General features: G+C 70.7%; 18 protein-coding genes. 8 read left to right on the top strand and 10 right to left on the bottom strand.

Annotated features, from left to right (window positions below; translation table 11 throughout):
- The first annotated feature begins 46 nt into the window (after positions 1 to 46).
- The 4 genes from BJ998_RS40205 to BJ998_RS40190 all read left to right on the top strand — a co-directional run bounded on the left by BJ998_RS40205 (position 47) and on the right by BJ998_RS40190 (position 5,710).
- Entirely contained in the window at positions 47 to 1,720 is a 1,674-nt protein-coding gene (locus BJ998_RS40205) for an NAD(P)/FAD-dependent oxidoreductase (RefSeq protein ID WP_184869377.1), read from the top strand.
- On the top strand, positions 1,717 to 3,159 hold the full coding sequence (locus tag BJ998_RS40200) for an ATP-binding protein (protein ID WP_184869376.1): 1,443 nt from the start codon (positions 1,717 to 1,719) through the stop codon (positions 3,157 to 3,159). Before BJ998_RS40205 ends, BJ998_RS40200 begins: the two co-directional genes overlap by 4 nt.
- Complete coding sequence (locus BJ998_RS40195; protein WP_184869375.1) at positions 3,156 to 3,500, top strand: UBP-type zinc finger domain-containing protein; 345 nt, start codon at positions 3,156 to 3,158, stop codon at positions 3,498 to 3,500. The genes BJ998_RS40200 and BJ998_RS40195 overlap by 4 nt, the downstream gene beginning before the upstream one ends.
- A gap of 104 nt (positions 3,501 to 3,604) precedes the next feature.
- On the top strand, positions 3,605 to 5,710 hold the full coding sequence (locus tag BJ998_RS40190; RefSeq protein ID WP_184869374.1) for a right-handed parallel beta-helix repeat-containing protein: 2,106 nt from the start codon (positions 3,605 to 3,607) through the stop codon (positions 5,708 to 5,710).
- 17 nt (positions 5,711 to 5,727) lie between these two features.
- On the opposite strand, the gene BJ998_RS40185 is transcribed toward BJ998_RS40190, so the two are convergent.
- On the bottom strand, positions 5,728 to 6,588 hold the full coding sequence (locus BJ998_RS40185; protein WP_184869373.1) for a polysaccharide deacetylase family protein: 861 nt from the start codon (positions 6,586 to 6,588) through the stop codon (positions 5,728 to 5,730).
- Positions 6,589 to 6,640: 52 nt separating this feature from the next.
- On the opposite strand from BJ998_RS40185, the gene BJ998_RS40180 reads away from it, so the two are divergent.
- Positions 6,641 to 7,003, top strand: a complete 363-nt coding sequence (locus BJ998_RS40180) for a MerR family transcriptional regulator (protein ID WP_184869372.1) — start codon at positions 6,641 to 6,643, stop codon at positions 7,001 to 7,003.
- Between the two features lie 27 nt (positions 7,004 to 7,030).
- Here the strand turns inward: BJ998_RS40180 and BJ998_RS40175 are convergent, their stop codons facing one another.
- Both BJ998_RS40175 and BJ998_RS40170 read right to left on the bottom strand, forming a co-directional pair.
- Positions 7,031 to 7,891, bottom strand: a complete 861-nt coding sequence (locus tag BJ998_RS40175; RefSeq protein ID WP_312890618.1) for an oxygenase MpaB family protein — start codon at positions 7,889 to 7,891, stop codon at positions 7,031 to 7,033.
- A gap of 181 nt (positions 7,892 to 8,072) precedes the next feature.
- On the bottom strand, positions 8,073 to 8,681 hold the full coding sequence (locus BJ998_RS40170) for a hypothetical protein (RefSeq protein WP_184869371.1): 609 nt from the start codon (positions 8,679 to 8,681) through the stop codon (positions 8,073 to 8,075).
- Between the two features lie 144 nt (positions 8,682 to 8,825).
- Here BJ998_RS40170 and BJ998_RS49435 point away from each other — a divergent pair, with 144 nt between their 5' ends.
- Positions 8,826 to 10,004: a family 1 glycosylhydrolase gene (locus BJ998_RS49435; RefSeq protein WP_184869370.1), complete on the top strand. Its 1,179-nt coding sequence runs from the start codon at positions 8,826 to 8,828 to the stop codon at positions 10,002 to 10,004.
- A 42-nt stretch (positions 10,005 to 10,046) separates the two neighbouring features.
- Here BJ998_RS49435 and BJ998_RS40160 read toward each other — a convergent pair whose 3' ends face one another.
- From BJ998_RS40160 to BJ998_RS40135, 6 genes are all read right to left on the bottom strand, one after another.
- Positions 10,047 to 11,201 carry an enolase C-terminal domain-like protein gene (locus BJ998_RS40160; RefSeq protein ID WP_184869369.1) on the bottom strand — a complete coding sequence of 385 codons (1,155 nt, stop codon included), beginning with the start codon at positions 11,199 to 11,201 and terminating at the stop codon, positions 10,047 to 10,049.
- Between the two features lie 12 nt (positions 11,202 to 11,213).
- Positions 11,214 to 12,506: an ABC transporter substrate-binding protein gene (locus BJ998_RS40155; RefSeq protein WP_184869368.1), complete on the bottom strand. Its 1,293-nt coding sequence runs from the start codon at positions 12,504 to 12,506 to the stop codon at positions 11,214 to 11,216.
- Positions 12,503 to 13,315 (bottom strand): carbohydrate ABC transporter permease, encoded by an 813-nt coding sequence (locus tag BJ998_RS40150; RefSeq protein ID WP_246489991.1) that lies wholly within the window; start codon positions 13,313 to 13,315, stop codon positions 12,503 to 12,505. Before BJ998_RS40150 ends, BJ998_RS40155 begins: the two co-directional genes overlap by 4 nt.
- Positions 13,316 to 13,317: 2 nt before the next feature.
- Entirely contained in the window at positions 13,318 to 14,190 is an 873-nt protein-coding gene (locus BJ998_RS40145; protein WP_312890617.1) for a carbohydrate ABC transporter permease, read from the bottom strand.
- Positions 14,191 to 14,269: 79 nt separating this feature from the next.
- Positions 14,270 to 15,514, bottom strand: a complete 1,245-nt coding sequence (locus BJ998_RS40140; RefSeq protein ID WP_184869366.1) for a pectate lyase family protein — start codon at positions 15,512 to 15,514, stop codon at positions 14,270 to 14,272.
- A 19-nt stretch (positions 15,515 to 15,533) separates the two neighbouring features.
- Positions 15,534 to 16,502: a pectate lyase family protein gene (locus BJ998_RS40135; RefSeq protein ID WP_184869365.1), complete on the bottom strand. Its 969-nt coding sequence runs from the start codon at positions 16,500 to 16,502 to the stop codon at positions 15,534 to 15,536.
- A gap of 212 nt (positions 16,503 to 16,714) precedes the next feature.
- On the opposite strand from BJ998_RS40135, the gene BJ998_RS49430 reads away from it, so the two are divergent.
- Positions 16,715 to 17,659 carry a LacI family DNA-binding transcriptional regulator gene (locus BJ998_RS49430; RefSeq protein WP_184869364.1) on the top strand — a complete coding sequence of 315 codons (945 nt, stop codon included), beginning with the start codon at positions 16,715 to 16,717 and terminating at the stop codon, positions 17,657 to 17,659.
- Positions 17,660 to 18,146: 487 nt separating this feature from the next.
- Here the strand turns inward: BJ998_RS49430 and BJ998_RS40125 are convergent, their stop codons facing one another.
- Positions 18,147 to 19,235: a LacI family DNA-binding transcriptional regulator gene (locus BJ998_RS40125; RefSeq protein ID WP_184869363.1), complete on the bottom strand. Its 1,089-nt coding sequence runs from the start codon at positions 19,233 to 19,235 to the stop codon at positions 18,147 to 18,149.
- A 165-nt stretch (positions 19,236 to 19,400) separates the two neighbouring features.
- On the opposite strand from BJ998_RS40125, the gene BJ998_RS40120 reads away from it, so the two are divergent.
- Positions 19,401 to 20,684 (top strand): ABC transporter substrate-binding protein, encoded by a 1,284-nt coding sequence (locus tag BJ998_RS40120; RefSeq protein WP_184869362.1) that lies wholly within the window; start codon positions 19,401 to 19,403, stop codon positions 20,682 to 20,684.
- Position 20,685: the final 1 nt, after the last annotated feature.

Raw genomic sequence — 20,685 nt, 5'->3', positions numbered from 1 at the left:
CGTATGGTGAGGCTGTGCATGCTCGGTTTATCCCGGTGACGGCCGCGTGACCGCGCCGACCCGTCCCGCGCGGTCCGCGATCCTCACCGTCGACGACGACCCCGGAGTGTCCCGGGCGGTGGCCCGCGACCTGCGCCGCCGCTACGGCGACCGACACCGCGTCATCCGCGCCGAGTCCGGCCGGCAGGCCCTGGACACGCTGCGCGAGATGACGCTGCGCGGCGAGCTGGTCGCGGTCATGCTCGCCGACTACCGGATGCCGGACATGAACGGCATCGAGTTCCTCGAGCAGGCGATGGACCTGTACCCGTCGGCCCGGCGGGTGCTGCTGACCGCGTACGCCGACACCGGCGCGGCCATCGACGCCATCAACCTCGTCGACCTGGACCACTACCTGCTCAAGCCGTGGGACCCGCCGGAGGAGAAGCTCTACCCGGTGGTCGACTCGCTGCTCGACGCGTGGGCGGCGACCGACCACAAGCGGGTGCCGGAGACCAAGGTGATCGGCCACCAGTGGTCGGCCCGGTCGTCCGAGGTTCGCGAGTTCCTGGCCCGCAACCAGGTGCCCTACCGCTGGTACCAGGTCGACGAGCCGGAGGGCGAGCGGCTGCTGGCCGCCGCCGGCGCGGACGGCCGCACCCTGCCGGTGGTGATCACCACCACCGGCGACGCCCTGATCGCGCCGTCCGACGCGGAACTGGCCGACCGGGTCGGCCTGAGCACCAGGCCGTCCGAGCGGTTCTACGACCTGGCCATCATCGGCGGCGGTCCGGCCGGTCTGGGCGCGGCCGTCTACGGCGCGTCCGAGGGGCTGCGGACCGTGCTCATCGAGCGCACGGCCACCGGCGGGCAGGCCGGCCAGAGCTCGCGGATCGAGAACTACCTGGGCTTCCCGGACGGCGTGTCCGGCGCGCAGCTGGCCGACCGGGCCCGGCGGCAGGCCACCCGGTTCGGCGCCGAGCTGATCACCACCCGGGACGTGGTCGGCGTGGAGGTGAACGGGTCGGCGCGCACGGTGCGGTTCGCCGACGGCGACGCCATCGACGCGCACGCGGTCATCCTGGCCACCGGCGTGTCGTACCGGCAGCTCACCGCGCCCGGCCTGGACGGCTTCACCGGGCGCGGCGTCTACTACGGCTCGGCGCTGACCGAGGCGACCAACTGCGCCAAGCAGGACATCTTCATCGTCGGCGGGGCCAACTCGGCCGGCCAGGCCGCGGTGTTCCTGGCCCGGACGGCCCGGTCCGTGACGATCGTCGTGCGGGCCGGCTCGCTGGCCCAGTCCATGTCGCACTACCTGATCCAGCAGATCGCCGCCATCCCCAACATCTCCGTGCTGACCTGCACCGAGGTGGTCGAGGCGCACGGCGGCGACCACCTGGAGAAGATCACGTTGCGGCACAACGGCACCGGCGAGGAGCGGACGGTCGACGCCTCGTACCTGTTCGCGTTCATCGGCGCCGCGCCCCGCACCGACTGGCTGGACGGCGTGGTGGCCCGCGACGAGCGCGGGTTTGTCATCGCCGGCCCGGACCTGGCCACCGGCACGGCGCTGCGCGACTGGCCGCTGGACCGCCAGCCGTACCACCTGGAGACCAACGTGCCCGGCGTGTTCGTCGCCGGCGACGTGCGCTGCGACTCCGGCAAGCGGGTCGCCTCCGCGGTCGGCGAGGGAGCGATGGCGGTGATGCTGGTGCACCGGTATTTGGAGCGGACATGACCGAGTCCGGACGGCTGCCGTGCGACATCGAGGAGCTGCGCACGCTGTTCCTGTTCGAGAAGCTCGACACCGAACAGCTGGAGTGGCTGTGCGCCCACGGCCACATCGAGCACTTCGAGCCCGGCCCCGTCTACCACGAGGGTGACCCGGCGACCTGCTTCTACGTCATGATCGAGGGTGGTCTGGCGCTGTCCCGCCGGGTCGGCGCCGAGGACGTGGAAATCAGCCGGACCAGTCATCGCGGCGTGTACGCCGGCGCGTGGCGGGCGTTCCTCGGCGACCGGGTCCCGCAGAACTACGACAACTCGATGCGGGTCACCGAACCGTCCCGGTTCTTCGTGCTGGACGCCACGCTGTTCGAGCAGCTCATGCGGGAGTGGTTCCCGATGGCGCTGCACATGCTGGAGGGCCTGTTCTTCGGCATGCAGAACACCCAGCAGGCGATCGGCCAGCGGGAACGGCTGCTGGCGCTGGGATCGCTGTCGGCCGGGCTGACCCACGAGCTGAACAATCCGGCCGCCGCGGCGGTGCGGGCCACCGCCACGCTGCGGGAACGGGTCGCCGGGATGCGGCACAAGCTGGGCCTGATCGCCGCCGGCCCGTACGACCGGGTGTCGCTGGAGCAGCTGATCAAGCTGCAGGAACAGGCGGTCGAGCAGGTGGCCAAGGCCCGCCCGCTGGAGCCGCTGGAGGCCGCCGACCTGGAGGACGAGCTGGCCGACTGGTTCGACGCGCACGACATCGCCGGCGGCTGGGACCTCGCGCCGACCTACGTGCAGGCCGGGCTGGACGTCGCCTGGCTGGACACGGTGGCCCGCACGGTGGACGCGTCGATCCTGGAGGGCGCGCTGCGGTGGCTGAACTACACCATCGAGACCGAGCTGTTGATGTCCGAGATCGAGGACTCCACCACGCGGGTGTCCACCCTGGTCGCCGCGGCCAAGCAGTACTCGCAGCTGGACCGCGCGCCGTTCCGTCCCGTCGACGTGCACGAGCTGCTGGACAGCACGCTGATGATGCTGGGCCGCAAGATCGGTGACGGTATCACCGTGCACAAGGAGTACGACCACAGCCTGCCCGAGGTCCCGGTCTACGCGGCGGAGCTGAACCAGGTCTGGACGAACCTGATCGACAACGCCGTCGCGGCCATGGACGGCGTCGGCACGCTCACCGTGCGCACCGCGCGCGACGACGACCGGCTGCTGGTCGAGATCCGCGACACCGGGACCGGGATCGCGCCGGAAATCAAAGACCGCATCTTCGAGCCGTTCTTCACCACCAAGCCGGTCGGCTCCGGAACCGGTCTGGGCCTGGACATCTCGTGGCGCATCGTCGTCAACAAGCACCACGGGGACCTGTCCGTCGAGTCCGTGCCCGGCGACACCCGGTTCCGGGTGCGCATCCCGCTCACTCCCGTCACCCAGGAGGGCACGTCATGACCGTTCCGGGTATCGACCCTTCCGTGCCGCCGAGCGGCACCGGCTGCGTCGAGTGCGACGCCGCCGGCGGCTGGTGGGTGCACCTGCGCCGGTGCACCCAGTGCGGCCACATCGGCTGCTGCGACTCGTCCCCGGCCCAGCACGCCAGCGCGCACGCCGCGGAGACCGGCCACCCGTTCATCCGCAGCTTCGAGCCGGGCGAGGACTGGTTCTGGAACTACCAGACCGAGGAGTTCTACGACGGCCCGCAACTGGCCGACCCGCAGCACCACCCCGTTGACGCCGCGATCCCGGGCCCGGCCGGCCGCGTCCCCGAGGACTGGCGCAGCCACGTGCACTAGTGCGGTGGAGCACGGAGGGGCCTGAACACGTGCGGCAAACTTCGCACTCCGCGCAACCGGAACCGCTAACGTGGACGCGCCGTGAGTGATCAGGAGTGGGGTGCATGGCCAAGAGGTTCCGGGTGTCGCAGACGTCGCGGCGCGCCTACCGGACCATCGGCCTGGCCCTGCAGGCCGCGCACAACCTGCGCAAACCGGTGCGGATCGAGATCGAGCCGGGCCGCTACCAGGAGTCGCTGAGCCTCGGCGGCGACGTGGAGCTCGTCGCGATCGACGGCCCCGCCTCGGTCACGCTCGCCTCGGCCCAGGGCCCGGTGATCGAGAGCTGGGGCCGGCTCCGGCTGTCGGATCTGGTGCTCGTCGGGTCCCGTGACGAGGCCGTCCGCTGCAGCGCCGGCACGCTGGTCGTGGAGCGGTCGCAGATCCAGGGCCTGGACGGCGTCAGCGTGTGGGCCGCCGCCGGCACCTCGGTGACGTTGCGGGAATGTCTGGTGGGCAGCGGGCGGGTGGTGTTCTCGGGCGCCGAGGGCGTGGCCGAGCGCTGCGATTTCACCGGCTCCAGCACCAATGCCGTCGCCGCGATCGAGGGTGCGGTCGTGCGGCTGCAGGACTGCCGGATCGAGCATCCCCGCTTTCACGGGGTGCGGGTCACCGGCGCGCGGGCGACGGTCGTCGGCTGCCGGCTGACGGGGACCGGGAACGACAGCATCTACGCGGACAAGCAGGCGCAGCTCGTCGTCCAGGACTGCCACATCACCGACTCGCACTCCGTCGGGGTGTCGTTCGTCGAGCAGTCCACCGGCTCGGTCGAGGGCACGGTGGTCAGCGACTCCGAGCACGGCATCGCGACCCAGACCGGGGGACGGCCGGTCGTGCGCAACTCCGTGTTCCGGGACTGCCGGGACACCGGGATCATCGTCAACACCCAGGGACTGGGGCAGTTCGAGAACTGCGAGATCGTCCGCGCGGGCAACGTCGCGGTGTTCGCCACCACCGGCGGCTCGCCCGTGGTGGACGGCTGCCGCGTCACCGGCGGCCACGTCGGCATCGCGCTGGTCGAGGGCCGGGGCCGGTTCTCCCGGTGCGAGGTCACCGGGGTCACCGAGGTGGCGCTGCGGGTCTGGCAGGGGTCGACCGCCGAGTTCGCCGGCATCCGGGTCGACGGCGGCGCGGTCGGCCTGGACGCCAGCGGCGCCGGCGGCACCAAGGCCACGCTGCTGGACTCGGACTTCCGCAACATCGGCCGGATCGGCGCGTCCGTGCTGGAGCAGGCCCGGGTCACCCTGCGGAACTGCTCGTTCCGGGACGGGCTGGGCGGGCTGTCCGCCGGCGGCGAGTCCCAGCTGCTGGCCTACGACTGCCGGGTCGAGCACACCGACGGCGGCGGCGTCATCGCGGCCGGCAAGGCGATTCTCACCGCGGAACGGCTGACCGTCGCCCAACCGGGCCTGTACGGCCTGGCCGGGCAGGATTCCGCGTGGCTCGACGTGAAGGACAGCGAGTTCGGCGACACCCGGTTCATCGGCGTCACCACCAGCGGATCCTGCGGCGGCCACCTGGTCCGCTGCTCCGTCACCGGCAGCCGGGGCTCCAGCGTCGTGCACAACGGTCTCGTCGTGCTGACCGACCTGCGGTCCGAGCTGCCGGTCACCGAGCACACGCCCGAACCGCCGCCGGAAGCCGCCCAGCAGATCGTGAACTACTTCAACGGCCCCGTCTTCAACGCGGCCGTCTACAACCCGTTGCTGGTCCAGGGCGACAACGCCGTGCCGGAGAGGATTCCGATGGCAGACAACAACCCCTCCACCGCCCAGTCGGTCACGAACAACTACCACGGCCCGGTCGTCCACGGCGAGGTCAACAACGCCCAGCTGGCCTGGAACAACGCCGTCGTCCACCAGAACCTCGGCCACGTCGAGCAGGTCGCCCCCGGCTTCGAGGAGGTCGCCCGCGTCGTCACCGCCGTGCTGGAGCGGCTGGCCGACCTCGGGCTGCCCGCGGCCGACGTGCGGGACGCGACCCAGAACGCCAACGAGGTGCTGGCCGAGGTGGCCCGGCCGGAGCCGGACCGCGGCGTCGTCCGCCGGGGCCTGACCGCGCTCAAGGGCGTGCTGGCCCAGCTCGCCGCCGGCCTGCTGACCGGCGTCAACGCGGGCGCGGTGGAGGTCGGCAAGGACCTGGTCCGCGACATCAGCCACCTCGGCTTCTGAGCCGCCCTCGGTGCGGACTACGGCCGGGCGCGCCGGTGGTGCTCGGCGATCTCGTCGCTGGTGGTGAGCCACGCATCCGGTTGGGCGGCGAGAAACTCCAGCGCCAGGTCCAGGTACTTGGCGCGGAAGGCCTGGCCGATCACGAAGGGATGCAGCGCCAGCGCCAGCACCCGGCCGCTGTCCTGGGAGTCGGCGCGCAGCTGCTCGTACTGGTCCTGGACCATGCGCAGGTACTCCGGCCCGGTGACGCCCCGGCCGAACACCACCAGGTCGTTGAGTTCGAGCGTGTACGGCACGCTGATCATCCCGGGCACGGTCAGCGGATACGGCTGGTCGTCGTTGGTCCAGTCCAGCACGTAGTCGAGACCCGCCTCGGCGAGCAGTTCGGGCGTGTGGACGGTCTCGGTCAGCCCCGGGCCCAGCCAGCCGCGCGGGCGCTGCCCGGTGCCGGCGGCGATGGTGTCCACGATGTCGGCGAGCACGACACGTTCCTCCGCACGGGACATCCCGGTGTGCAGGACCGAGTTGGTGCGGCCGTGCGCGAGCCACGCCCAGTTCCGCGCCCGGCCCGCCTCGATGATCTGCGGATAGTGGTCGACCACCGACGAGTTCAGCAACGCGCTCGCCCGGACGCCGTGCCGGTCGAGGCTGTCGATCACCCGCCAGATGCCGACCCGGGCTCCGTAGTCGCGCCAGCCGTGGTTGAGCGCGTCCGGCACCAGGTCGGCGGTGCCGGGCCAGATGCTGGTGGAGGGACGTCCGAGGAGGAAGTGCTCGATGTTGAGCCCGACGTACACGGCGACCTTCCTGCCGTCGGGCCAGGTGATCCGGGGACGGTCGATGATCGGGCTGTAGTCGAAGAGCGGGTTGTCCGTCATGGCTGCACGGTAGAATCTGACATCAGTGTCAGGTTCAAGGCGCGGAGGTGTGATGCGCATCGGCGAGCTCGCCCGGCGCACGGGCGTCAGTGAGCGGTCGCTGCGGTACTACGAGCAGCAGGGCCTGCTCGCCGCCGACCGAACGCACGGCGGCCACCGCGACTACCCGGAGCACGCGGTGGACCGGGTCATCCGCATCCAGGAGCTGTTCGCCGCCGGCCTGCACAGCAAGAAGATCGCGCGCCTGCTGCCGTGCATGCGGGACGCCGACGGCGGCCCTTCGGCGATCGCGACCCCGCAGCTGGTGGCCGAGCTGACCGCCGAGCGGGACCGGATCGACCGCATGATCACCGAGTTGGCCAACTCCCGCGAGGTGCTCGACGACGTGATCAACGCCGCGTCCCGGCGGCGCTGACTGCTCGGCCGGCCGTCGTGACCCGCCTCAGCGGGCGCCGAGGACCCAACGGAGGCCGCCGACCAGCGTGTGGCCCGCGGCGCGGATCGCGGTGGCCTCGGTCAGCGGCAGGTAGGGGAGACGCAGCGGCCAGCGCGCCCAGCTGGGCAGCATCGCGACGGACGCGGCGGCCAGCACGGCGTAGGGCGGTCGCGCCGGGAGCGGCAGGGGAGCGTTGAGGAGCAGGAACCGGGCCGCCGCACGCGCCTCCGGCGTGCCGGCCAGTTCGGGGCGGAAGGCGCGCAGCCGCTCGGCGAGTTCGGCTCGGGTGCGGGGCGGGTCGGGGACGCCGAGTTCGATGGCGATGCGGGCCATGTCGGTGACGTAGCCGTCGGCGCCCGCGTCGTCGAGCGGCTCGGCCCCGTAGCGCTGGTGGCAGCGCAGGAAACTGTCGACCTCGGCGACGTGCACCCACTCCAGCAGGTGCGGGTCGCTGGCGGCGTACGGCCGTCCGTCCGACGCCGTGCCCTGGACCCGTTCGTGCACCGCCCGCACCACGGCGACGATCCGCTCGGCGTCCTCCGCTGTGCCGTAGGTGGTCGTGGCGAGGAAGGCGCTGGTCCGTTGTAAGCGCCCCCACGGATCGCCGCGGTAGCCCGAGTGCGCCGCCACGGCGGCCATTGCCAGCGGGTGCAGCGACTGCAGCAGCAGGGCCCGCAGGCCGCCGATGAAGATCGCCGCGTCGCCGTGCACCCGGCGGATCGGCCGGTCCTCGCCGAACCAGCGCGGCCCCGGCGTTTCCATGACGCGTTGGCGCACCTCGGCGGCGTTCGGGCCGGCGACCTTGCCGGAGAGCTCGCCGGCCAGCCACTGCCGGAACCTGGTCAGTTCCCTGTCCACGACCTGCACGGGCACTCCTTCGTCGCGAACGACGATTGTCCGCCTCGCGGCCGCGGGCCACACGACAACCGATTCCCATACTTTGTGTCTAAAGCACTATGACTTCAGTGGCGACTGAAAATAGCAACGCACGAACCGGTTCGGCCGTTCCGGCACCTCATACCTGCCCGTGGAAGTCTCCGAGGCGCACTCAGATTGCCAGGATGCCGTCCGAGTCGAACGCGAGGAAGTCCCCGTACGGCACGGGGTTCGACAACTCCGGATGCCGGTGCGCGACCTCGGGGCGCAGCACCAGCAGTTCGGGCCAGACGGTGACCGGGGTGGGGCCGCCGACCACGATGTCGTCGAGGTCGGTGTCCAGCGACGGCCCCCACCGGTCGACCACCAGCCCGACGGCGGCGGCGCCGGTGGCCTGGAACTCGGCGAGCAGGCGGCGGATCACGCCGTCCTGCCCGATCCTGTGCACCGGGCCGCCCAGGCCGTCGAGGTCGTAGTCCTCCACGACGACATCGGGGCCGACCCGGCCGAGCGTGCAGATGACGTCGGCGTCCCGGTCGTCGGCGAGCCAGTACTGGAAGGTGAACCGCTTGTCGCCCAGGGATCCCATGGCCGCGAGCAGGTCGGCCCGGTCCAGCTCGACCTGCTCGCCGATGGTCTCCGGCTCGCCGCTGATCGCGGTGATCCGGCCGGTGTCGGGGTGGCCCAGCACCAGGCCGGCCGCCGCCAGCGACTCGACCCGCCGCCGCGCCGACTCCGGCGACCAGCCACGGCGGTACAGCCGCACAAAACCGTCCGACATTGCCTGCCTACTTCGGGAAGACGCGCACGTTGCCGTCGCCGAGCTTCTTCTGGCGAAGTCGATGGGTTCTCGGCCTCGCCGGGACCGCCGACGCGATGTACTGGCCGTTCGGCCTGAACACGTCCGCAGTATAAGGTGCCGGCTGTGCCGTCGGAGGGATTCGCCGGGCGTTGGTGGTGGGGGAGCGGTGCGTCGGCCGTGCAGGTCGAGGGCGCTTCTCCCGCCGACGACTGGTCGCGGTGGACTTCGGCCGGCAATGCCCCGCCGTCCTACGACGGCAACGGCTTCGCGCGGCGCTACCGTGAGGATTTCGCGCTGCTGCGGGAACTCGGGCTGACCGATCACCGGCTGTCGATCAACTGGGCCCGTGTCGAGCCGGTCGAGGGGCGTCTCGACCAGGATGCCGTCGACTACTACCGGGCCGTCCTTTCCGCCGCGCGGGATGCGGGACTCCGGATGTGGGTTTGCTTGCTGCACAGCGCGATCCCGGTGTGGTTCGCCGATGTCGGCGGCTTCGCCGGAGACCGGGCCTCGGCGGCGTGGCTGCGGTGGGTGGACCTGGCCGCCGCCCTTTTCGGGGACCTCGTCGGCGGGTGGATGCCGGTCAACCTGCCGACGAGCTATGCCCAGAAGGCCTACCTCACCGGGACTTTCCCGCCGGGCCGCCGCGATCCCGAGCAGTTCGCGGCGGTTCTCGCCACCGTGCACGCCGGCGATTTCGAGGCGGCGCTGCGACTGCGGGAGGCGACGGGGAAACCCACGTGTAGCAACGAAGCCGTATTGCCGCTGTATCCGGCGGATGACCGTCCCGAAACGGCGACGGCAGTGGCGCTACTGGACGAGGTCGTGTGGGACTCCTGGCTCAACCTTGCCCGCGAGCCTCGCTATGCGGACGCATTCGACCTCATCGGCTTTTCCTACTACTACGCGATGTCCGTGACCTCGACCGGCGCGCCGGCGCCGTTCCCGGCGGGCGGGAGGCCGGGCCCGCTCGGGTACGTTCCTTGGCCGGACGGCATCGCGGTCGTGCTGGATCGATTGCACCGCGAGCTGCCCGGGGCGCGGATTGTGGTGGCTGAGGTCGGTTACGGCGATACCGGCGGGCTGGACGACACCGCACGGTGCGAGTACCTGCACCGAGCGTTCGAACACATCGCAGCAGCTCAGGACGACGGGATGCGGATCGAGGGCGTGTCGATCTGGACCGGCATCGACAACTACGAATGGCTGGCCGGCCGGTCGGTGTCGTTCGGCCTGTTCGACGCGGATCGCCGGCCGAGGCGCAGCGCCTCGCTCATTCGGTCACTGACTGGCGGGCGGTGACGGACACCGCCCGGCAGGTCCAACCGCTCGTCGCCGTGACGATCACCAGACGTCGACGGTGTGTTCGCTGATGTAGTCGAAGTTCCAGTCGTCACCGAGTCCGGGCGCCGACGGCATGGTCACGATGCCGTCGGCGTCCATGGTGTCGACGATGGTGTGCCGGTGCGGGGGCGGCTCGTCGAAGTCGACGTGCGGGTGCAGCAGGCCGCGCTCGTACCAGCGGCCGCTCTCGGTGGCGCCGAGGACGGCGAGGTTGCCGGAGCCGTTGCCGTGGATCTCGCAGTCGATGTTGAACGCCTCGGCCAGATGCACGGCCTTGAGCGTGGCCCCGATGCCGCCGCAGTCGTCCACGCCGGCCCGCAGGATGTCGCACGCGCCGGCGCTGATCCACTCGGCGCGGGCGAAGTGCTTGCCGGCGGCGGTCTCCGGACCGATCACCGGCACCGCCAGCTGGTCGGCCAGCCAGCGGTAGGAGCTGATCGACGCCTCGTCCATCGGCTCCTCGTACCAGGCGAAGTCCAGCTTCTCCAGGGCCCGCCCCAGTTCGAGTGCCTCGGTCCGGCGGTACCAGTGGTTGGCGTCCAGCATCAACGCGATGTCCGGGCCGACGGCCTCGCGGACCGCCGCGCAGGTCCGGATGTCCAGCCGGACGTCCGGCGCGAAGGGCACCGGCGGCATCCAGGTGTGCAGCTTGATGCCGCGGTAGCCGCGCTTGGCCAGCTGCTCGGCGAACGCCGCGTAGTCCTCCGGGCAGCTCAGGCCGCCGGGGATCTCGTCGCCGCACATCGTGCTGGCGTACGCCGGCACGCGGTCGCGAGCGCCGCCGAGCAGCTTCCACACGGGCAGCCCGACGCGCCGCCCGAGCAGATCCCACAGGGCCTGGTCCACGTAGCCGAGCGCCCGGTCGGTGAGGCCGCCGTGCGCGCCGCGCTGCCGGCGGGACAGCGCCTGCCACAGGCGTTCCCGCTGCCAGGGGTCGCGGCCGACCACGGTGGGCCGGATGTGCCCGGCCAGCACCGGCTCCCGCAGGTGGTCCGGCTGCACCGGGCAGTAGCCGGCGTTGCCGTCCTGGTCGGTGATCTCCAACAGCGCGGCCGTGACCTCGTGCTCCGGGGCGGGATGGCGATGTCCGGCCTCGTCGACGGCGGTGCGCGCCGTCGTGGTGAAGACCCGCACGGCCACTGCATCGATCAGCATCGACGGTTGCTCCTATCCGTTGTGCGAACGCCAGTCCCGCTCGGCGGCGGTCAGCTCGTCGGCCAGCTTGCGCAGGAAGTCGTCGGCGGACATGGTGCCGAGCAACACCTTCTGGTACAGCGGCTCGCTGTCGGCCTTGGTGATGGCGGAGAACTGCGGCAGCGCGAACGGCGCGGACGCCAGCACGGTGTCCTTGGCCCGCAGCACGCCGAGCGCCATCTCGACCGGCGCGTCGGCCCGCAGCCAGGCGTCCCCGTACACGTCGGTGTTGGCCGGGATCTGGCCGACCCGCTGGTTCCAGTAGCTGTTGCTCTCCTTGGACAGCAGGAACTGCACGAACTTCCAGGCCGCGTCCTGGTGCTCGCTGGCCTTGAACACGCCGAAGCCGTCGGTCGGGTTGGGCACGACGGTGCGCTTGCCGGACGGGCCGACGGGCAGGGGGATCGCGCCGACCTTGTCCGGCCCGAGCGCCTTCAGCACGTCCCCGGACGAGCCGAGGTTGTGGTGCATCATCGCCACCGAGCCGCCGGTGAACTCGGCGACCATCTGGGTGTAGCCGTTGTTGACGTCGGCGGTCGGCGTCGCCTTGCCGTACAGCGCGGCGATCTTGCGCACCAGGTCGACGTTGCCGGGATCGGCGGTGGTGCTCACGCCGTTGTCCGTGAAGAAGGTCGGCACGCCCGAGTACGCGTATGCCTCGCTGAGCAGCTGGAACACGGAGCCGGCGCCGCCGCGAACGGTGTAGCCGTAGCGGTTCGCGGCCTTGTCGGTCAGCTTGGTGGCGTCGGCGATCAGTTCGTCCCATGTGGACGGAGGCTGCAGCCCGGCCTGGGCGAACCAGTCCTTGCGGTACCAGATGACGTCCAGGTTCGCCGAGGACGGCAGCTCGTAGAGCTTGTGGTCGCCGCTGGCCTTGCGGATGTCGTCGACGAGGTTGGGTAGCAGCTTGTCGTGCAGGGGACTGGCGGCCAGCCGGTCGTCGAGCGGCTCCAGCGCGTCCTGGCCGACCAGGTCCGACAGGTACGAGGTGGTGATGCCGCCGACGTCGGGGGTGGCGCCGCCGGCGATCGCGGTGTCGTACTTCTGCTGCACCGAGGAACTGGGGATGCCGACGTACTCGACGTGAATGCCGGGGTTGGCCCGTTCGAACTCGCCGATCAGATGCTGGAAGACGGGCGTTCGTGCGGGACCCCCGTTGTTGTCCCAGAACGTGATCGTCTCCGCGCCGCCACCGCCGTCGTCGCCGCAGCCGGCCAACGCCAGCCCGCACACCAGCGCCAGCGCCGTCGCCCTGATTCTGCTCATCCCTTCACCGCTCCCGCCGTCAGTCCCTGCACCAGGAATCGTTGGATCACCGCGAAAACCGCGACCACCGGCACCGCGGCGACCACGCCGCCGGCCGCGAGCGCCCCGAAGTCCACATTGAACTCGCCGAGCGTGTAGCTCAGCCCGACCGGCAACGTGAACCGGTCCTGCCGGCCGGAGAACATGAGTGCGAACAGGAAGTTGTTCCACGAGCCGATGAACGCGAACGAGCCGACCGCGACCAGGCCGGGCCGCAGCTGCGGCAACACCACGGCGAGGAACGCCCGCAGCCGCCCGCAGCCGTCGACCATCGCGGCCTCCTCCAGGTCCACCGGCACGTTCCGGACGAAGCCGCTCATCAGGATCAGCGCCAGCGGCAGTTGGAACGCGCTGTCGGCGATCACCAAGCCCTGCAGGCTGTTCAGCAGGTGCGTCGCCTTGAACACCAGGAACAGGGGGATGAGCACCATCGCGCCGGGCACGAACTGCGAACACAGCAGCGCCAGCAGGAACGCCCGCCGGCCGCGGAACGCGAAGCGCGCCAAGGCGTACCCACCCATCACCGCGAACACGCTGACCACGACCAGCGTGCCGAGGGCGACGATCAGGCTGTTGCGGAAGAACACCGCGAATCCGAGGTCCGTCCACACGGTGCGGAAGTGGTCCAGCGTGATCGGCCACGGCACCAGCGCGGTCGACCCCGTCGGCCGGAACGCGAACACCAGCATCCAGTAGAACGGCACCAGGGTGACCACCAGGTACGCGCCCAGCGGTAGGAACAGCCGGGCGAGGCGGCCCTTGTCGTGCATCCTCATCTCCTGTCGAACTTGGACAGCCGCAGGTACAGCACGGAGACGAACAGCAGCACCACGAAGCCGGCCGTGGTCAGCGCCGAGCCGTAGCCGAAGTCGTGCGAGTCCACGGCCTTGCGCGCCACGTACAGGGGCAGCGTCGTGGTCTGGTCGGCGGGGCCGCCGCCGGTCAGCGTGTAGAGCAGGTCCACGTTGTTGAACTCCCACACGCCGCGCAGCAGGGTGGACAGCACGATGGCGTCCCGCAGGTGCGGCAGCGTGACCAGGCGGAACCGCTGCCATCGGGTCGCGCCGTCGACCTCGGCCGCCTCGTACAGCTCCCGGGGAATGCCCTGCAGGTCTGCGAGCAGCAGGATGGCGAAGAACGGCACGCCCCGCCACAGCTCGGCGACGACCGTGGCGGGGAAGACCGTGGCCGGGTCGCCGAGCACGGAGGCGCCGGGACTGCCGATGCCCCACGACGCGAGCTGCTGGAAGATCCCGGTGGACGGGTTGTACAGCAGGATCCAGATCCCCGTGGTCAGCACGCCGGACACAGCCCACGGCGAGAACACCAGGGCGCGGGCCAGGCCGCGGCCGATGAACGTCTCGTTCACGATCAGGGCCAGCACCAGGCCGAGCAGCAGCTGCAGGCCGACCTCGACCACCACCCACCGCACGCTGAACCCGAGGCTCTGCCAGAACAACGGGTCGTGCAGCAGCATCTGGCGGAAGTTGTCCAGCCCGGCGAAGCCGTTGGCCCAGCTGCGGGTGGCGTTGTAGTGCTGGAGGCTGTAGTACACCACGCTGCCGATGGGATAGGCCAGGAACACGGCCATCAGCAGCACGGTCGGTGCGATCAGCAGGTACGGCGTCCATCGGGCTCTGCTCACGCCGTGAAAGTCCTTCCGGGGTAAGGGCGCCGGTGCGCCCGGGGCGACGCACCGGCACCTCTGGCGGGACGGCGGCCCGTCAGCCGAGATGGCCCGCGCCGGCGCTGCCGGGCAGCTGCGCCGGCAGCACGGACGCCGGTTGCAGGCCGGTGTAGAGCGTCGGCGTCCAGTTGACCGTCGAGGCCAGCTTGTTGCCGGGGTTGGCGGCGTTGAAGGCGGCCACCAGGTCGACGGACGCGCCGTTGACGACGCTGCCCTCGGCGTGGATGCCGGTTCCGCCCCAGTTGTGGAGGGCGTCGGCCGCGGTCACGCCGCCGCCGAACTGGAAGTTGTTGTTCTGGGCGTAGATCTGCGACTGCTTGCCGACACCGAGGCTGTAGGCGAAGCCGGCGCCGGACCGGTAGAGGTTGTCGTACACGTGGACCTGGCCGAAGCGGACCCGTGGGGCGCGTTCCTGCACGCCGTCGAACACGTTGTGGTGCACGGTGACCCGCAGGTGCCCGGCGTCGCTGGTCTTGCTGTCGGAGTTGCCGATGAGCATGGTCTTGTCGTGCTGGCTGAACACGTTCTGCTCGACGGTGACCAGGTCGGCGGCGTTGGTGATGTCCAGCTCCCCGTCGTGCTGCTGGTACGGCCGGCCGAAGTAGGTCGGCTCCTTGCTGTCCGGGTACGGGGCGTCGGTGAACGTGTTGTGGTCCACCCACACGTGCGTCCCGCCCTGCAGGGAGACGTCGTCGAAGGCCGAGTTCCAGTTGCCGGTGCTGCCGTCGGTCGGATCCCACTGCGGGAAGCAGTCGAAGGCGTCGGCGAAGGTGAGGTTGCGGACGATCACGTTGTCGCTCTTGATGATCAGGTTGGCGCCGAGCAGCCGCGCCGTCGTGCCGACGCCGATCAGCGTCGTGTTCGCGCCCACCTGGATCTCCACGCGGGCGGCCTGCTTGGCCTCGGAGGCCGCGCGGGCGCTCTCCAGCGGGCCGGTGGGGACCTTGGTGCGGCCCCAGGTCGCGGGGTCGTACGCCTTGAGGTAGCCGGCGAGCGTGTAGCCGTTGGTGGCGTAGTCGGTGCAGGACAGGGGTTTGCCCGACGAGTCGGTGTTGGCGTCGATCGTGCCCTTGACGTACACGATCTTCGGCGTGTCACCCTTCACCGCGGCGGCCAGCTGGTCGCGGGTGGTGACCGTGACGACGTGGCCGGCGGTGGCGGCGGAACCGCCGGTCGTGCCGTTGGCCCAGCCGTCCTTCGCGGGCAGCGGCTGGTGGCCGGGATCGGCGGCCGGGTTGGTGAGCAGCGTGGCGGCGGTGAGCGCGGCCATGAGCAGCTTCATTGCTGTGTGCCCTTCCCGATCAGCCGACGACGCCGGTGCCGGCGCCCGCGGTGACCGAGCCGATCACCGACGAGGTGGGCGTGAGCGTGAAGGCGTACGGCGGCTTGGTGAAGCTGCCGGCGCGGGTGATGTCGGTGGCCGCGCCGCCGAGGTCGTTGCCGGACAGGTTGGCGTAGCCGTCGGTCTTGCTGTCGCCGGTCGTGGTGACGGCGGTCTTCACGCTGCGGAACACGTTGTTCTGCACCAGCGTCTGCGCGCCCATCCGCGAGTGCACCGCGCTGTCGGTGACGTTCTGGAAGTAGTTGTCGTAGACGTGCGCGGTGCCGAACCGGACGCTGGGCAGCCGGGAGTTGACGTTGCTGAACCAGTTGTGCGCGTACGTCACGTGCAGGTGGCCGGTGTCCTCGCTGGCGTTGCTGTCCGAGTGGCCGACCAGCGAGACCTTGTAGTGGTCGTGGAAGTGGTTCCACGACACGGTGATGTAGTCGGCGGCGTGGGTGATGTCGACGAGGCCGTCGTAGTAGTCCTTGCCGTGCGAGAGATCCGAGGACAGGTCGTCGTGGTCGATCCAGATGTGGTTGGCGCCCCGGATGACGCTGATGGCGTCGGTGCCGACGGCCTTGCTGATGCGCAGGTTCTGCACGATGACGTTGTGCACGCCGTCCAGCGCGAGGCCGCCACCGGTGAGGCCGGAGTTGGCGCCGACGCCGACGACGGTCGTGTTGGAGCCGACCTTGACCTGGCCGGACAGGCTGATGGTGCCGGACACCCGCACCGTCTTGGCGGCGTCGCCCTTGACCGCGGCGGTGAACGCGGACAGCGAGCTGACGGTGGTCGTGGCGCCGCCGGCGCCGCCGGTGGTGCCCGCGCCGTAGCCTTCCAGGGTCGAGGTGGCCGCCTGCGCGGTGCCACCGCACAGGTTCAGGGCGAACGCGGCGCACGCGGGCAGCAGGGCGAGCGTGACCTTTCGGCGAAGTGTTGCAGACATGGAAACCCTCTTCTCCAGCAGGATGGGATGAGCAGTTTCTGTATATGTGAACCACATCCGGATGTGTGAACGAGTGTTCTGTATGTGTTCGCCGAATGTCAACTTTCGATGCGATTCGATGCGGAGTGTCGAATTGTGTTCGACGATTCTGTCAATCCGCGGTCACTGTGAATCGCTTGTCGCCGTCAACTGCGCTCGCGTAACGTGGGTCGGTGGTCACCATCGCCGATGTCGCCCACCACGCCGGAGTGGCTCCCAGCACGGTGTCGTACGTGCTCACCGGCAAGCGGGCGATATCGAGCGAAACCGCGCACCGCGTCTGGGACAGCATTCGGTCGCTCGGCTATCGCCCACGCGGCGGAATACTGCCGCCTTCCGCCGTCGGCGCCGTCGGAGTGGTGTTGCCGCTGCGCGAGGGCATCAATGTGGCGGTCGTGATGCGGTTCGTGCGGGCCATGGTCGACAGCGCCCGCCGGGGCGGCCGGGACGTCCTGCTGGTCACCGGCGACGAGGGGCCGCAGGGTGTGCTGCGCACCGTGGAATCGCCGGTGGCCGGCCTGGTCGTGATGGACGTCGAGATGGACGACCCGCGCCTGCCGGCGCTGCGGCGGTGCCCGGTGCCGTCCGTGCTGATCGGCGTGCCGACGGACCCGAGCGGCCTGACCTGCGTCGACCTGGACTTCTCGGCCGCGTACGGGATGTGTGTCGACCACCTGGCCGACCGGGGGCATCGGGACATCGCGCTGCTCGGCGCGCCCCGCGCGGTCTACGAGCGGCGCACCGGCTACGCCGAGCGCGGCGTGGCCGGCTTCAGTGCGGCGGCCGCGCGCCGAGGGGTGAACGCCGTCGTGCGGGCGTGCGAGGCCGACGGCCGGGCCGCGGCCGAGCTGCTGGCCGAGCGGCCCGAGATCACCGGGCTGGTCGTGCACAACGAGGCCGCGCTGCCGGCCGTGCTGGCCGGTGCGCCCTCGCCGGTCGACATGGTCGCGATATGCCCGGACGAAGTGGCGCGGCGGACCGAGCCCAGGGTGTCGTCGGTGCACGTGCCGGCCGAGGACCTGGGCCGGCGCGCCGTCGAACTCCTGGTCGCCCGCATCGAAGGCGCCCAGCGGTTCGGGGTCGAGCTGCTCGTCCCGGCGCTGACCGTCAGGGACTGACGGCGAGGAGCCGCCGCGGACCTGGGCGGCCCGCGGCGGCTGGTCGAGCGGTCAGCGGCTCACCCGAGTGTCGGCGCGGGAGGAGTCCTGCGTCGTGGTGACGGCACGCCGCCGGGGCTGACTGGTCCGACGTCGCGCGTCGTGCTGTCCGAGGGGCAGGGGCCGTGACGACGGCGATTGTTGTCGCCACGGCTGCAGCCAGGAGCGTCCGCCCGAGTCGGGCAGCCGTGCCCGAAAGACCATTGTGAACTCCTTTGCCCATGGTCGAATGAATGCGAAAGGCCGTTCCCGGAAGAGGGCGGCCGTGACGGTGATGAGCGCGAACGGCCGTCGCGCGAAGGTGATTTCCGCAGCGCGTCCACCAGCCGGTTCCGAGGAGGAACGGATTGTGTTAGCGCTAACACAATAGTCGACCCGGATCCGCGGCCTTTGACCTCCGGCAGGGTGGGGTGGTGCGGCGGGCGCGGGCAGCACTGTCCAGGCCGGGTCATGTCACGTCGAGGCTGCCCTCGGCGTTCGCCGCGATTGGCGAAGACGGCAGCATCGGCGCCGCGGTCGAGTCGCGAACCACCAGGCGGCACGGGTGGACGTGCCGGCGCGGCGGGGTCTCACCGTTGATCGCGGCCAACAGCAGCTCGGCCGCGGTGCGACCGAGCTGCTGCAGCTCCATGTCCACGCTGGTCAGCGGCGGCTGGCAGGCGAGTGCCATGACGTCCCAGTTGTCGAAGCCGACGAGGGCGACGTCGTCCGGCACGCGCCGGCCCGACGCGCGGAGCGCGTCGGCGACGCCGCGGGCGATCTGGTCGCTGCCGCAGAACACGGCGTCGAACTCCTTGCCGGAGCCGAGCAGAATCTTCGCCGCGTGCCGGCCCCAGGCCTCGCTCCATTCGCCGAACAGGGGCGGGACGACCAGGTCCAGCCCGGCCGCGGCGAGCCCCGCCACGGTCGCGGACGCGCGCACCACCGCCGAGTGGTGGTGCTCGGGCCCGGTGACGTGGGCGATCCGGCGGCGACCGATGGTCAGCAGGTGCTCGACGGCCTTGCGCGCGCCGCCGGCCTCGTCGGGCACAACCGACACGTCCTCGGGATCCGTGGAGCTGGTGAACGCATAGACCACGGGGATCGGCAGGTCGGCGCCGATCGGCGGGCGGGCGTGGCTGCGCCGGCCGGTGACGATGATGCCGTCCACCCGGCGGCTGAGCAGCGTGCGCAGGTAGTACTGCTCCCGGATGCGGTCGTCGCGCGCGTCGCACAGGAACACCGACATCTCGCCGGCGCCCAGGGTGTCCTCGACGCCCATCAGCAGCGGGATGCTGAACCGGCCGATGGTGTCGGTGGTGATCATGCCGACCGTGTAGGTCCGGCCGGAGTTCAGCGTGACGGCCGCCCGGTTCGGGTGGAAACCCAGCTGCTCGGCCGCGGCGAGCACGCGGCTGCGGGTCTCGGCGCGCAGCGTGCCGCGGCCGTTGAGCGCCTTGGACACCGTCCCCGTCGACACGCCCGCGAGCTGGGCGACGTCGGCGATGGTGGTCGGGCGACCGCGGCCATCGGTTGCGGAAAGTTTCCGGGAGGACATACCCGCACAGTACCCGGACGTCTGCGCTTGGCGGACCATACCGCTGTTACCACTGGGAAACAAGGTGCTTGACGTCGCTCTTGGCCGGGTCTAGCTTTGCGGCAACCGGTTTCCGGTTGTCTCCGCGAAGCCTGCCGAGCCGTCAGCGGCCGTGAGGAGAAGCACATGATCGCGCGTGTCCGTGCGGCGGTCGTCATGGCCGCGGTGTTAGCGCTAACAGCGTGTCAGGGCGGTCCACCGTCGTCGGGCGGTGGCACCGGTTCGGTGGACGACGGCACGACGATCACCATGTGGACGCGGTCGCCGACGGCCACCTTCAGCCAGACGCTGGTGGACGCGTACAACGCGAGCCACAAGAACAAGGTGAAGCTGACGGTCTTCCCGGCCGACTCCTACCAGCAGAAGGTCGGCACGGCCGCCGGCGCGAAGCAGCTGCCGGACGTGCTGGCCTCCGACGTGGTGTACGCGCCGAACTACGCCGCCAACGGCGTGTTCATGGACATCACCGAGCGGGTGAACCAGCTGCCGTTCAAGGCATCCCTGGCCCCCGCGCACATGAAGGCCGCCGCCCACGACGGCAAGGACTTCGCCGTCCCGCACGACATCGACCTGTCCGCGATGTTCTACAACAAGGTCCTGTTCACCCGCGCCGGCCTCGATCCCGCCAAGCCGCCGACCACCCTGGACGAGATGGCGGCCGACGCGAAGAAGATCAACGCGCTCGGCGGCGGCGTCAACGGCTACTTCTTCGGCGGCGCCTGCCCCGGCTGCCAGCTGTTCACCAGCTGGCCGATGATCTGGGCGTCCGGCGGCACCGTGCTCAACGACCAGGGCACCGCGTCCACCATCGACAATCCCGTCGCGGCCAAGGTGTACTCCCTGCTGCGCCAGATGCACGCCGACGGACTGGTGCCGGCGTCGGCCAAGGACGAGTCCGGTCCGACGTGGACGCAGTCGTTCATCGACGGCAAGATCGGCATCCAGCCGATGGGCGCCACCGCCTTGCAGGGCATGAAGGAGGGCCCCGACCTCCAGGTCGGCGTCGCCCCGATTCCCGGCCTGACCGGCGGCAGCTCCTCCTTCGTCGGCGGTGACGTCGTCGGCATCGGCGCCAACAGCCAGCACGCCGCGGCGGCGTGGGACTTCATCGCCTGGACGCTGTCGGACAAGGCCCAGGTGGACGTGGTGGCGAAGAACAAGAACATCACCGTCCGTTCCGACCTCGCCGGCAACACCTACGCCCAGCAGGATCCGCGCCTGGGCGTGTTCAACAAGCTCGCCGAGCAGGGCCAGACCCCGATCTCGGTCAACTTCGGCAAGACCTACAACGACACCAACGGCCCCTGGACGCAGACCGTGATCGACGCCGTGTTCGGGGCCGGCGACCCGGCCTCGGCGCTGCACGAGCACAACGCCGCGATCACCGAGTCGCTCGCGAGCGGGAGCTGAC

It is taken from the genome of Kutzneria kofuensis (assembly GCF_014203355.1).
In the GTDB taxonomy this organism is placed as follows: domain Bacteria; phylum Actinomycetota; class Actinomycetes; order Mycobacteriales; family Pseudonocardiaceae; genus Kutzneria; species Kutzneria kofuensis.
The sequence above is the reverse complement of the archived record's forward strand: the minus strand, read 5'-3'. Positions and strand labels throughout refer to the sequence as shown.

What these genes read in the sequence shown, in the direction of transcription:
- BJ998_RS40200 (WP_184869376.1), top strand. Translation starts at nt 1,717, where the DNA reads ATGACCGAGTCCGGACGGCTGCCGTGCGACATCGAGGAGCTGCGCACG.
- BJ998_RS40195 (WP_184869375.1), top strand. Translation starts at nt 3,156, where the DNA reads ATGACCGTTCCGGGTATCGACCCTTCCGTGCCGCCGAGCGGCACCGGC.
- BJ998_RS40190 (WP_184869374.1), top strand. Translation starts at nt 3,605, where the DNA reads ATGGCCAAGAGGTTCCGGGTGTCGCAGACGTCGCGGCGCGCCTACCGG.
- BJ998_RS40185 (WP_184869373.1), bottom strand. Translation starts at nt 6,588, where the DNA reads ATGACGGACAACCCGCTCTTCGACTACAGCCCGATCATCGACCGTCCC.
- BJ998_RS40180 (WP_184869372.1), top strand. Translation starts at nt 6,641, where the DNA reads ATGCGCATCGGCGAGCTCGCCCGGCGCACGGGCGTCAGTGAGCGGTCG.
- BJ998_RS40170 (WP_184869371.1), bottom strand. Translation starts at nt 8,681, where the DNA reads ATGTCGGACGGTTTTGTGCGGCTGTACCGCCGTGGCTGGTCGCCGGAG.
- BJ998_RS40160 (WP_184869369.1), bottom strand. Translation starts at nt 11,201, where the DNA reads ATGCTGATCGATGCAGTGGCCGTGCGGGTCTTCACCACGACGGCGCGC.
- BJ998_RS40155 (WP_184869368.1), bottom strand. Translation starts at nt 12,506, where the DNA reads ATGAGCAGAATCAGGGCGACGGCGCTGGCGCTGGTGTGCGGGCTGGCG.
- BJ998_RS40150 (WP_246489991.1), bottom strand. Translation starts at nt 13,315, where the DNA reads ATGCACGACAAGGGCCGCCTCGCCCGGCTGTTCCTACCGCTGGGCGCG.
- BJ998_RS40140 (WP_184869366.1), bottom strand. Translation starts at nt 15,514, where the DNA reads ATGAAGCTGCTCATGGCCGCGCTCACCGCCGCCACGCTGCTCACCAAC.
- BJ998_RS40135 (WP_184869365.1), bottom strand. Translation starts at nt 16,502, where the DNA reads ATGTCTGCAACACTTCGCCGAAAGGTCACGCTCGCCCTGCTGCCCGCG.
- BJ998_RS40125 (WP_184869363.1), bottom strand. Translation starts at nt 19,235, where the DNA reads ATGTCCTCCCGGAAACTTTCCGCAACCGATGGCCGCGGTCGCCCGACC.
- BJ998_RS40120 (WP_184869362.1), top strand. Translation starts at nt 19,401, where the DNA reads ATGATCGCGCGTGTCCGTGCGGCGGTCGTCATGGCCGCGGTGTTAGCG.